Here is an 11,368-nt window from a genome sequence, read left to right on the forward strand (position 1 = left end):
ATCGACACCCTCCCCGCCGTCGCCACCGAGGACATGACGTGCTGCGCGACCGTGACCGGCGGCGCCCTGGAGACGGATCAGGCCGAGCAGATCGCCCGCGTCTTCAAGGCCCTCGGCGACCCCACTCGCGTCCGGCTGCTGTCCCTCATCGCTGCCAGCGACACCGGGGAGCTGTGCATCTGCGACCTCACCGACCCGGTCGGCCTCGCGCAGCCGACCGTCTCGCACCACATGAAGCAGCTCGTAGACGCCGGGCTCGCCACCCGCGAGCAGCGCGGCAAGTGGGCCTACTTCCGCGTCATCGACGGCGCGCTCGAAGGCGCGGCGCGTAGCCTTCTGCCGCGGTGAGGTTTCCCTTGCGCCTCTGCTCAGCGTCCGATGCTCGGCGGCTCGTGACCGGGCACGTCACGCGACGGGGCGGGGCGGTAGGGCGGGAGTGAGCGCCGGAGGGTCTGCCCGATCCGTCCGACGATTCCCGGCGGCTCGGGCACACTGACCTTCAGGGCGAGTCGGCGGTGCGTCTGCTGTTCCTCCAGCGCCCGCACGTCGGCGCTCGGCTCGTCCCTCGCCAGCTCGATCATCCGGGCGGCGTCGTCTTGCAGCCGCCGGTAGGCCGGCGCGGTCCTCGGGCTGAGGTAGCCGCGCCGGGCAAGGGCGGCGCCGAACACCGCGCCGTAGTCCGCGAGCCAGCCGACCGCCTCGGCCGGGGTGAGCTGTCGGGTCTGCTCTCCGCGCAGCACGTCGGCCGCGCTGGGCTCCTGCTCCCACGCGCCGGCCTGGGTGCGGTGGTTGTCGTAGAGGCGACGGTCGCGGGCGTAGACCTGGATACGGGCGGCGGCGGGCAGCGCCTCCAGCGCGGCCACGACCTCGGGGGAGCCGGCCAGCGCCGTCTCGTGCGCCTCGGGCGGGGTCCAGCGACCGACCTCGCCGCGCCGGGCGCGCAGGAACCGCTCCTCGGCCGCCAGCCGCGACACCGCGGCGGGGGTTGCGACGGCGACGACCTCAACACGGTAGCCGGCCTCCGCGAACCGGGCCGCGGTGCCGGTGACCATCGCCGGGTCGCGGAAGGTGCCCTCCAGCAGCACCGGGTAGCCGTGCTCGATCGCATGATCCAGGGCGAGCCGGATCAGCCCGCTCGAAGTCGGCGCGGTCGCGGCCGGCATCCCCAGCGGGTCGTCCACCGCCAGCTCGCGGTAGCCGGGGTGGTAGGCGCGCAGATCGTCCCCGGTTATCGACACCAGCTCGGGGTGCTCCGCGAGGGTCGCCGCCTGCGCTCTCGTCTTGCCCGCGGCGGGCTGGCCGCCGAGCAGCACCTCGTCGGGCGCGCCGGGTTCGCTCACGCGATCCGGCGGCTCGCCTGGCCGGTCAGGGCGTCGATCTCATCGAGCCACGCCTGCTGCTGGGCGATCAGCCCGAGCCGGTCGTCCGGATCCAGCGCCGTGCGCTGCTGATTCACCAGGCGCACCCGTGCGGCCCAATACTCGCGCTCGCGCTCGTCGGCCGTGGCGAGCTGCCGCTCGATCAGCACGGAGGCCAGGGTGGTCGCGCCCTGGGCGGTCATGTCGTAGAGGGCCACGTCGCTCACGAGGGGCTCGTCGTCGTACCAGGCGCGCAGAGACTCGGCCGGGATCGCGCTCGGAATCGTCACGCTCATGGGATCACCTCTGCTTCGTCGTTCCTCATTCTACCTTGCCGGTCTGCTCCCGCCCCGGACCCGCTCCCTGCTGTTGGCGGGGTCGGGACGGAGGGTGCAACATCCGAGCAGAGCGAGCGGTGTTGCGGCATCCGGCGCGACCCCGCAAGCTGGGAGAGCGGGTCAGGCGCGGGCTTCTCGTCACACTCGACAAGCGACCCGAGGCACCAGGATTACCCGCCTCCGCAGGGGCGGAAACGTGGCAACATTCTGGCAACGAACGCTGACGACGAGACGTTCCCTGACGCACTCCACGCACGCGGAACCCCTGTAAACACAGGGCAGAACGGGGTCCGGCACGCAGTTCCGGGGGAGCCGAACCCCCTCTCACGGCGGTAACGCGGGTTCGAATCCCGCTGGGGTCACCAATGAGAAGAAGCCTCGACCGAATGGTCGGGGCTTCTTCTCGTTTCGGTGCCGTAGCAGGACGAGAAGCCGTGAGTGCGGGTTGGGCCCCGACCCTTGCGGGCCGGGGCCGCCGCCGTCCTACGCCTCGCGCGACCCCCGACGATTCCGCACGATGCGACGGACACCCCAGACGATCAGCACGACGATGCCCGCGACGGCGATCCAGGGGAGCAGGAAGCCGAGGCCGATCACGACGCCGTTGAGCGTGGCGATCAGGCCGTTCCACCCGGCGACGAATCCGTCGCCGAAGCCCGCGGGATCGGCCGCCACGGTCTGCGACCGCATGTTCAGCTGGACGCTGAGCGACGACATCGCGACCTGCGACTCGATCGAGGTCAGGATCGCGCGATCGGAGTCCAGCTGTGCCTGACGCTCCGACAGGGCGGACTCGGCCGCGATCAGGTCGGACACCGACCCGGCCTGCGCCATCAGTTCGGTCAGACGAGCGACGGATGCCTCGCCGGCGGCGACGCGGGCCCGGAGGTCGACCGTCTGCGCGGTGACGTCGGAGCGGTTCACACTGGTCGCGGTGACGTCACCGACCGCGGAGAGCCCGTCCATCACCGAGGTCAGCGCTTCGGCCGGCACCCGCACCGTGATCCAGCCGGACGACACGGCCGGCTGCGACGCCGTCGCGTCCAGGGGCACCACGCCATAGCCGCCCCCGACCTGCGAGGACTCGACGTATCCGCCCGCGGAGGTCGCGGCATCCGAGATCTGCGTGATCGCCGCAGGCACGTCCTCGACCTCCACGGTGCTGGATCCGGTCGCGACGATGTCTCGCGTGCCATCGGTCGTAGACGTCCCGGAGTCCGAGGCGGCGAAGGAACTCGACGAGTCCGCCGACCCGCCTGCGGCGCCCTGGGGGACGAGCGGTGCGCTCATGTCGCGCGTGCCGGCCTCGGTGCCCGTGCCGGGATCCACGCCACTGCCGGTCTCGCCGACGGTGGAGACGGACGACCCCGACGTGCCGGTCGAGGTGGTCAATGCCGGCCCGACGACGGCGGCGACGACCACTACGGCGGCCGCGGCTCCGACGCCCGTCCAGATGTTGCGCCGGCGGCGACGGCGGGCCGCTCGTTCGTCGGCGATCCGCGCGAACACAGCGGACTCCATGGCATCCACGCGCTCGGCGCGAAGAGGGGGAAGGCTGGGGGTGGTCATGGGGTCTCCGTCTCCATCGCGGTGGCGCGCATCCGGGAACGGATGCGGGAGAGGCGGTTGCGCACGGTCCCGTGCGACACGCCGAGCGTCTCGGCCGCCGCCTGGTAGCCGTAGCCTTCGGCCGCGCACAGGCGGAAGATCTCGCGGTCGAGATCGCCGAGCCCGTCCACGGCGGCGAGGATCGCGGCCACCGTCTCGGCCTCGACGACCTGGTTCTCGACGTCGACGAGCGCGGGGATGCGCTCGTCCAGTTCCGCGGTGTTCCCGTGCCGGCGCTTCGACCGGAGCCTGTTCTGCGCCTGCAGGCGGCAGACCGTGGCGAGCCACGGGAGGAGGGACGCCCCCTCCAGTCGCAGCTTCGGGATCTTCCGCCAGGCGACGACGAATGTCTCCTGTACGACGTCCTCCGCGTCGCTCTCGTCGTGGACGAGTCCGAACGCGATCCAGTACACCGGCCGCACGTAGGCGCGGTACAGCGAGCGGAAGGCGTCCTCCGACCCGCCGGCGGCGCGCGCGACCAGCGCCCTGTCGTCGATGACGTCGTCCGTCATGGCATCCGTTCCCTCGATCCGGCACCCGTGCGAGCACTCTCTCACTCAGAGGTGTCCGCTCGCGCCGGATCGTCTCATACCGATTGCGGACGGGATGCCGGGTCGGCGGGGCGGTGGATAGACTTCAGCGTTTCCCCGAACGAAAGGCCCGTCATGGAGTTGCAGCTGGACCCGGTGTTCCAGACGGTCACCCTCGTGGTGCTCGTGCTGATCCTCGCCGCGGATCTGCTGATCATCCTCGCCCGCCCGCACATTCCCTCCCCGAAGGAATCGACCCTGTGGGTCGTGTTCTACGTGGTGCTCGCGCTGGCCTTCGCGGGCGTGCTCGTCGTCGTCGCCGGGGGAGAGGTCGCGGGACAGTTCGTGGCCGGCTGGCTCACCGAGTACAGCCTGTCGATCGACAACCTGTTCGTCTTCGTGCTGATCATGGGCCAGTTCTCGGTGCCGCGGCGCTATCAGCAGGAAGTGCTGATGGTGGGCATCATCATCGCCCTCGTCCTGCGCGGCGCGTTCATCCTCGTCGGTGCCACGATCATCGAGAACTTCAGCCCGATCTTCTACCTCTTCGGGGCGTTCCTGATCTACACGGCGATCCGTCAGGCGTTCCCCGGCGACGACCACGAGGACGACACCCAGCGAGAGAACCTCATCGTCCGCATGCTGCGCCGCGTGCTCCCCATCAGCGAGGCGTACGACGGCAAGAAGGTGCTCACGCGCATCGACGGCAAGCGGGTGTTCACGCCGATGATCATCGTGTTCGCGGCGATCGGTGTGACCGACCTCCTGTTCGCGATCGACTCGATCCCGGCGATCTTCGGCATCACTCAGAGCCCGTTCATCGTCTTCACCGCGAATCTGTTCGCGCTGATGGGCCTGCGGCAGCTGTACTTCCTGCTCGGCGACCTGCTCGAGCGACTGCGGTTCCTGCACTACGGCATCGCGTTCATCCTGGCCTTCATCGGCGTGAAGCTGATCCTGCACGCGCTGCACGTGAACGAGCTGCCGTTCCTCAATGCCGGTGAGCCGATCGAGTGGGCTCCGGAGATCTCGACGTGGGTGTCGCTCGCGGTGATCGTGCTGTCGATGGCGGTTGCGACGATCGCGAGCCTGACGATCCCCCAGAAGGTCGACGCGAAGGACTGACCGGGCTCAGAAGGCGCGGAGGTTCGCGCCCAGACCGCCCTCGACGTACTCCTCGCGGAGGATGCCGCGGCGCCGCAGGATCGGGACGAGCTCGTCGAGCAGCCGGTGCACGGTGACCGGGTGCAGGTCGCCCCACAGCAGGACGCCGTCGTTGCCCCAGTCGCCGAGCTCCTCGATGCGGTCGGCGAACTCGTCCGCGGTGCCGACGAAGCCCGAGCCGTCGTTCAGACGCCCGAGACGCGCGTGTGCGGCGAGGATCGCCCGCAGCGGAGCGTCGGGCTCGTGCTTCCCGACGAGACGGCGCACGCTTCCCTCCGAGACGTGCTCGCCGAAGATCGCGCGGTCCAGGGGCTGATCGAGGTCGAGTCCGGTGAGGTCGGTCTCGAGGTCGCTGGACTGCTTGCGCGCGATGGCGAGCAGCGCCGCCTCGTCGGGATCCGCGGATGCCGCGACCAGGCGGTCGGCCTCTTCCGGTGACGACACGAGCACGGGCTGGATCGCGAAGAGGATCTTCACGTCGCTCGGCGTGCGTCCGGCCGCCTCGGCGGCGGCGTGGATGCGGCCCCGGTAGGCGCGGATGCTCTGCTCGTCGAGCGGGGCGAGGGCCAGCTGCACGTCGGAGTTGCGTCCGGCGAACGCGAGTCCGCGTCCGGACCCGCCGGGGGAGACGATCGCGGGCTCGCCGTCGGTGAACGGCACCGCGTTGAGCGGACCGTCGAAGCCGAAGTACTCGCCGCGGTGCTCCGTGCCGGCGAGCCGCGTCCCGTCGGCGTACACGCCGGACTCCTCGTCCTCGACGAGGGCGCCGTCACCCCAGCTGCGCCAGAGGGCGCGCAGTCCGTCGATCCACTCCTCCGCCCGGTCGTAGGCGGCGTCGTGGCCGAGCTGCGGAGCGGTGGAGAAGTGCCGCGCGCTGCCGGTGTCGGTCACGATGTTGAGGCCCAGGCGGTGCCCGCTGAGGTGCTGGAGCGTCGCGAACTGGCGCGCCGCCGTGTACGGCAGGTACGCGGCCGGGTTCACGGTCGGCACGACGCCGAGATGCTGCGTCGCGGCGAACAGGTAAGGCGCGAGGAGCAGCGGATCGTGCTTCGGACCGCCGAACGCGTGCCGGACGCGCAGGTCGATCGTCTCGGCGCTGCCGAGCGAGGGGGCGTCCTCGATGATCAGCAGGTCGAAGCCGGCCTGCTCGAACGTGCGCGCCGAGTCCTGGTACAGCCCCGGCTCGGTCCAACGGTGGTTCCAGCGGAGGTACGGGTGACCCCAGCCGTGCGGACCGAAGCCGCGCGCGAGGAACCAGCCGAAGTGCTGCAGACGGCTCACAGGACGACGACCTCGCGCTCGTCCAGGGCGCCCGCGAGCTCGTCGTCGAAGACGAGGGATGCCAGCCCTTCGAGAGCCTGGGCGAGGTCGGCGATGATGTCGTCGACGTCCTCGATGCCGATCGAGAGCCGGATCGTGCCGGGGAACACCCCGGCGCGCTCGCGCTCGGGCACGGTCCGGGCGGAGTGGCTCGTGCTCTGGGGGTGCAGTACGAGGGAACGCACGTCGCCGAGGTGCGTCATGTGGGTCACGAGGCGGACGGACTGCACGAGGTGCCGCGCAGCCTCGAGCCCGCCGCGGAGGGTCACGGTGAACACCGAGCCGCTGCCGCGCGTGAGGTACCGCCGACCGAGCTCGTGGTGCGGGTGGGAGGGAAGCCCGACGTAGTCGACACGCTCGACCTCGGGTCGGCCCTCGAGCCACCGCGCGACGGCGAGTGCGTTGGCGGACTGCCGCTCGACCCGCAGGCTCAGCGTCTCGACGCCCTGACCGATCAGGAAGGCGTTCAGCGGCGACGGCGAGGGGCCGAACCGCGGGGCGACGCTCTCGCGCAGGTACTGCCCCCGCGCGCGGCGCCCGTGCTTCTCGGCGTAGCTCGCCCCGCCGAGCCGGTCGGTCTGGACGAGGTGGGGGAAGAGGTGTCCCGAGGCGGTCGCGTCGAAGCGCCCGTCGTCGACGATGACGCCGCCGAGCACGGCCCCCTGCCCGGCGAGGAACTTGCTCGCCGAGTGCACGACGATCGCCGCGCCGTGTTCGATCGGCCGGAGGAGGTAGGGGGTCGTGAACGTGCTGTCGACGACGAGCGGGACGCCGCGCTCGGCGCCGATCGCCGCGACGGCGGCGACGTCGAGCACGTCGTTGCGGGCGTTCGAGAGCGTTTCGGCGAAGAGCGCCTTGGTCCGCGGCGTGATGGCGGCGCGCCACGCGGTGAGGTCGTCCGTGTCGACGAAGGTCACCTCGACACCCAGACGCGAGAAGTTGTCGAGGAGGAGGCCGCGGGTGCCCTCGTAGATGTGCTCGGACACGACGATGTGGTCGCCGGCATCCAGGAGTCCGAGGAGCGCGACCGTGACCGCCGCCTGCCCGCTGGAGACGAGGATCGCCTGGTCGCCTCCCTCGAGGGACGCGAGGCGCTCCTCGACCGCCTGCACCGTCGGGTTCCCGGTCCGGGTGTACCCGAAGCCGCTCCCGGTGGCGAAGTGCGCGGCGGACTCGTCGAGGTCGGAGAAGGTGAACCCGGCGGTCAGGTAGATGGGCGTCGCCCGGGGCGAGGCGGGGGCGACCGACGCTCCCACGTGCACCTGACGGGTCGAGAACCCGGTGTCTTCCTGCGCGCTCATGCGGCACTCTCCTTCCAACGGCGTGGCGACAGGCTCGCACGTCGGCCCACCCGCCGCCCAACCGTGCGGCGCCGTGTTACGCGGAGGGGCTCGTTCGCCCGGTGGTATCGTGGCGACGTGCGGATCGCCGGCCTCCTCCTTAGCGGCCGCGACGAGACCTTGTTCTAGGCCTTTCTCGTCGCGGAGTTCGTCGCGGGCCTCACATCCCATCCGAGGAGAAACGCAAGTCTCATGAGCACGACATCGATCGACGGCATCCAGGTTCCCGATCGCCCGCGCACCCTGGCCGAAAAGGTCTGGGACGACCACCTGGTCGTGAAGGGCGAGAACGGTCAGCCCGACCTGATCTACATCGACCTCCACCTCGTGCACGAGGTCACCAGCCCCCAGGCCTTCGACGGCCTGCGCGCCGAGGGGCGCCCCGTGCGCCGCCTCGACCTGACGATCGCCACCGAAGACCACAACACCCCGACGCTCGACATCGACAAACCGATCGCCGACCTGACCAGCCGGACGCAGATCGAGACGCTGCGACGCAACGCCGACGAGTTCGGCGTGCGCATCCACTCGCTCGGCGACAAGGAACAGGGGATCGTGCACGTCGTCGGCCCCCAGCTGGGGCTGACGATGCCGGGCATCACCGTCGTGTGCGGTGACAGCCACACGTCGACCCACGGCGCGTTCGGCGCCATGGCGTTCGGCATCGGCACGAGCGAGGTCGAGCACGTCCTCGCGACGCAGACCCTGCCGCTGAAGCCGTTCAAGACGATGGCGATCACGGTCGAGGGCGAGCTGAAGCCGGGCGTCACCGCGAAGGACATCATCCTCGCCATCATCGCCAAGATCGGTGCGAACGGCGGCCAGGGCTACGTCCTCGAGTTCCGCGGCAGCGCGATCCGCTCCCTCTCGATGGAGGGGCGCATGACGATGTGCAACATGTCGATCGAGGCGGGCGCCCGCGCCGGCATGATCGCCCCCGACGAGACGACCTTCGCCTACGTCAAGGACAAGCCCCACGCCCCGCAGGGTCAGGACTGGGACGACGCCGTCGCCTACTGGCGCACGCTCCCCAGCGACGAGGGCGCCGCGTACGACGCCGAGGTCTTCCTCGACGCGAACGAGCTCGAGCCGTTCGTCACGTGGGGCACGAACCCCGGCCAGGGCGTGTCGCTGTCCGACGTCGTGCCGACGCCGGCCGAGATCGCCGACGCGAACGAGCGCGCGGCCGCGGAGCGTGCCCTGCAGTACATGGACCTCGCGCCGGGCACCCCCATGAAGGACATTCCGGTGGATGCCGTCTTCATGGGCTCGTGCACCAACAGCCGCATCGAGGACCTCCGCGCGTTCGCCTCCGTCATCCAGGGGCGCACCAAGGCCGACAACGTCCGCGTGATGGTGGTGCCGGGCTCGGCCCGTGTGCGGCTCGAGGCCGAGGCGGAGGGCCTGGACAAGGTCTTCACCGCCTTCGGCGCGGAATGGCGCTTCGCCGGCTGCTCGATGTGCCTGGGCATGAACCCCGATCAGCTCGCTCCGGGCGAGCGCTGCGCCTCGACGTCGAACCGCAACTTCGAGGGCCGCCAGGGCAAGGGCGGTCGCACGCACCTGGTGTCGCCGCTCGTGGCGGCGGCGACCGCCGTGCGGGGCACCCTGTCGAGCCCCGCCGACCTGGATCCGCTGCCCGCGGAGGCCGTCACGACCGGGGCGGAGGCCTGACATGGAGAAGTTCACCACGCACACCGGTGTCGTCGCCCCCCTCAAGCGTTCGGCCGTCGACACCGACCAGATCATCCCCGCGGTCTACCTCAAGCGCGTCACCAAGACGGGCTTCGAGGACGCGCTGTTCGCCAACTGGCGGCAGGACCCCGAGTTCGTCCTGAATCAGGATGCCTACCGCTCGGCATCCATCCTCGTCGCGGGACCGGACTTCGGCACCGGGTCGAGCCGCGAGCACGCCGTGTGGGCGCTGCGCGACTACGGCTTCCGGGTGGTGCTGAGCCCGAAGTTCGCCGACATCTTCCGCGGCAACTCCGGCAAGCAGGGCCTGGTCACGGGTGTGATCACCGAGGACGACGTCGAGCGCATCTGGGCGGCCGTCGAGGCGCAGCCCGGTGTGGAGATGACGGTGGACCTCGAGGCGCGCACCGCCGTACTCGGCGACCTCCGAGTCTCGTTCGAGATCGACGATTACACTAGGTGGCGGCTTCTCGAAGGGCTCGACGACATCGGGCTCACTCTGCGCGACGAAGACAAGATCGCGCAGTTCGAGGCGCGCCGCGAGGCATGGCGGCCGCGGACCCTTCCGGTCCGCTAAGCCCGGTCGGCCCGATCGGGCCGGTCCGCCGCCCCTCGTCCACGAAGTGAGGTCCACCCCCCTATGAGCACACTCGTCACCGAATCCGGAGATCAGATCCCCGGGCAGCCGGACTGGGAAGCGGCGGAGACCCTCTCGATCCGCGGCGGCCGACCGCTCCGCGGAACGGTCGAGGTCAAGGGGGCCAAGAACCTCGTGACCAAGGCGATGGTCGCCGCCCTTCTGGGCGACACCACGAGCACGCTGCGCGACGTCCCGATGATCAGCGACGTCAAGGTCGTCCGGTCGCTCCTCGAGGTGCACGGCGTGACCGTCACCGAGGGCGACGAGGAGGGCACGCTCCACCTCGACCCGTCGGGAGCGGTCGCCGCGCACTTCGAGGAGATCGACGCGCACGCGGGTGCCTCGCGCATCCCGATCCTCTTCTGCGGTCCGCTGCTCCACCTGCTCGGCGAAGCGCTGATCCCCGACCTCGGGGGATGCCGCATCGGCGACCGCCCCATCAACTTCCACATGGATGCGCTCCGCGCCTTCGGTGCGGTGGTCGACAAGAGCTACGAGGGCATCCGCATCACGGCCCCCAACGGTCTGCACGGGGCGAACATCACCCTGCCGTACCCGAGCGTCGGCGCGACCGAGCAGGTTCTGCTCACGGCCGTCCGCGCCAAGGGCGTCACGGAACTGCGCAACGCCGCGATCGAGCCCGAGATCATGGATCTCATCGCGGTGCTGCAGAAGATGGGCGCGATCATCTCGTACGAGCCCAACCGCGTGATCTTCATCGAGGGCGTCGACCGTCTCGCCGGATACGACCACCGCGCGATCTTCGACCGCAACGAGGCCGCGTCGTGGGCGTGCGCAGCCCTGGCCACCGACGGCGAGATCTTCGCCAAGGGCGCGCGTCAGCAGGACATGCTCACGTTCCTCAACGTCTTCCGCAAGGCCGGCGGGTGGTTCGACGTGCGCGAGGACGGCATCCTGTTCCGCCGTGGCGGCGACCTCAAGCCCGTCATGGTCGAGACCGACGTGCACCCCGGCTTCATGACCGACTGGCAGCAGCCGCTCATCGTCGCCCTCACGCAGGCGCACGGCACCTCGACGGTGCACGAGACGGTGTACGAGAACCGCCTCGGCTTCACCCAGGCGCTCAACAAGATGGGCGCCGACATCGTCGTGCACCCCAAGGGTCTCGACAGCCCCGACCGCCGCGTTCCGCGCCGCGACCTCGAGCAGGCCGCCGTCATCAACGGCCCGACGCCCCTGCACGGCGCGGACGTGGAGGTGCCGGATCTCCGAGGCGGCTACAGCTACGTCATCGCCGCTCTGGCGGCCGAGGGTGAATCGACGGTGCGCAACATCGGCATCATCCGTCGCGGATACGAGAAGTTCCTCGAGAAGCTGACCGCTCTCGACGCCGACTTCGACGTCGTGGGCTGAC

The 11,368-nt window shown here is 70.4% G+C and carries 11 protein-coding genes; 5 read left to right on the forward strand and 6 right to left on the reverse strand.

Annotation, left to right across the window (positions count from 1 at the left end; all coding sequences use genetic code 11):
* Window positions 1-33 precede the first annotated feature (33 nt).
* Window positions 34-348: an ArsR/SmtB family transcription factor gene (locus QM517_RS03240; RefSeq protein ID WP_146322695.1), complete on the forward strand. Its 315-nt coding sequence runs from the start codon at window positions 34-36 to the stop codon at window positions 346-348.
* Window positions 349-368: 20 nt separating this feature from the next.
* On the opposite strand, the gene QM517_RS03245 is transcribed toward QM517_RS03240, so the two are convergent.
* The 4 genes from QM517_RS03245 to QM517_RS03260 all read right to left on the reverse strand — a co-directional run bounded on the left by QM517_RS03245 (window position 369) and on the right by QM517_RS03260 (window position 3,816).
* Window positions 369-1,340, reverse strand: a complete 972-nt coding sequence (locus QM517_RS03245; protein ID WP_283285178.1) for a zeta toxin family protein — start codon at window positions 1,338-1,340, stop codon at window positions 369-371.
* Entirely contained in the window at window positions 1,337-1,654 is a 318-nt protein-coding gene (locus QM517_RS03250) for a hypothetical protein (RefSeq protein WP_283285179.1), read from the reverse strand. The genes QM517_RS03245 and QM517_RS03250 overlap by 4 nt, the downstream gene beginning before the upstream one ends.
* 525 nt (window positions 1,655-2,179) lie before the next feature.
* Window positions 2,180-3,265, reverse strand: coding sequence for a DUF4349 domain-containing protein (locus tag QM517_RS03255; RefSeq protein WP_283285180.1), 1,086 nt, complete (start codon window positions 3,263-3,265; stop codon window positions 2,180-2,182).
* The gene (locus tag QM517_RS03260) at window positions 3,262-3,816 is read right to left on the reverse strand and encodes an RNA polymerase sigma factor (RefSeq protein ID WP_283285181.1); all 555 of its coding nucleotides are present in this window, start codon (window positions 3,814-3,816) and stop codon (window positions 3,262-3,264) included. Before QM517_RS03260 ends, QM517_RS03255 begins: the two co-directional genes overlap by 4 nt.
* 153 nt (window positions 3,817-3,969) lie before the next feature.
* Here QM517_RS03260 and QM517_RS03265 point away from each other — a divergent pair, with 153 nt between their 5' ends.
* Window positions 3,970-4,959: a TerC family protein gene (locus QM517_RS03265; RefSeq protein ID WP_077051663.1), complete on the forward strand. Its 990-nt coding sequence runs from the start codon at window positions 3,970-3,972 to the stop codon at window positions 4,957-4,959.
* A gap of 6 nt (window positions 4,960-4,965) precedes the next feature.
* Here QM517_RS03265 and QM517_RS03270 read toward each other — a convergent pair whose 3' ends face one another.
* Complete coding sequence (locus QM517_RS03270; protein ID WP_283285183.1) at window positions 4,966-6,279, reverse strand: LLM class flavin-dependent oxidoreductase; 1,314 nt, start codon at window positions 6,277-6,279, stop codon at window positions 4,966-4,968.
* On the reverse strand, window positions 6,276-7,619 hold the full coding sequence (locus tag QM517_RS03275) for an O-acetylhomoserine aminocarboxypropyltransferase/cysteine synthase family protein (RefSeq protein ID WP_283285184.1): 1,344 nt from the start codon (window positions 7,617-7,619) through the stop codon (window positions 6,276-6,278). Before QM517_RS03275 ends, QM517_RS03270 begins: the two co-directional genes overlap by 4 nt.
* A gap of 231 nt (window positions 7,620-7,850) precedes the next feature.
* Between QM517_RS03275 and leuC the strand changes: the two genes are divergently transcribed.
* The 3 genes from leuC (at window position 7,851) to murA (ending at window position 11,367) form a co-directional block, all read left to right on the forward strand.
* Window positions 7,851-9,332, forward strand: a complete 1,482-nt coding sequence (gene leuC / locus QM517_RS03280) for a 3-isopropylmalate dehydratase large subunit (protein WP_303655293.1) — start codon at window positions 7,851-7,853, stop codon at window positions 9,330-9,332.
* A 1-nt stretch (window position 9,333) separates the two neighbouring features.
* On the forward strand, window positions 9,334-9,930 hold the full coding sequence (gene leuD / locus QM517_RS03285; RefSeq protein ID WP_160897402.1) for a 3-isopropylmalate dehydratase small subunit: 597 nt from the start codon (window positions 9,334-9,336) through the stop codon (window positions 9,928-9,930).
* Window positions 9,931-9,993: 63 nt separating this feature from the next.
* Window positions 9,994-11,367 (forward strand): UDP-N-acetylglucosamine 1-carboxyvinyltransferase, encoded by a 1,374-nt coding sequence (murA, locus tag QM517_RS03290; RefSeq protein WP_077051658.1) that lies wholly within the window; start codon window positions 9,994-9,996, stop codon window positions 11,365-11,367.
* Window position 11,368: the final 1 nt, after the last annotated feature.

This window comes from Microbacterium sp. IEGM 1404, from assembly GCF_030056775.1.
In the GTDB taxonomy this organism is placed as follows: domain Bacteria; phylum Actinomycetota; class Actinomycetes; order Actinomycetales; family Microbacteriaceae; genus Microbacterium.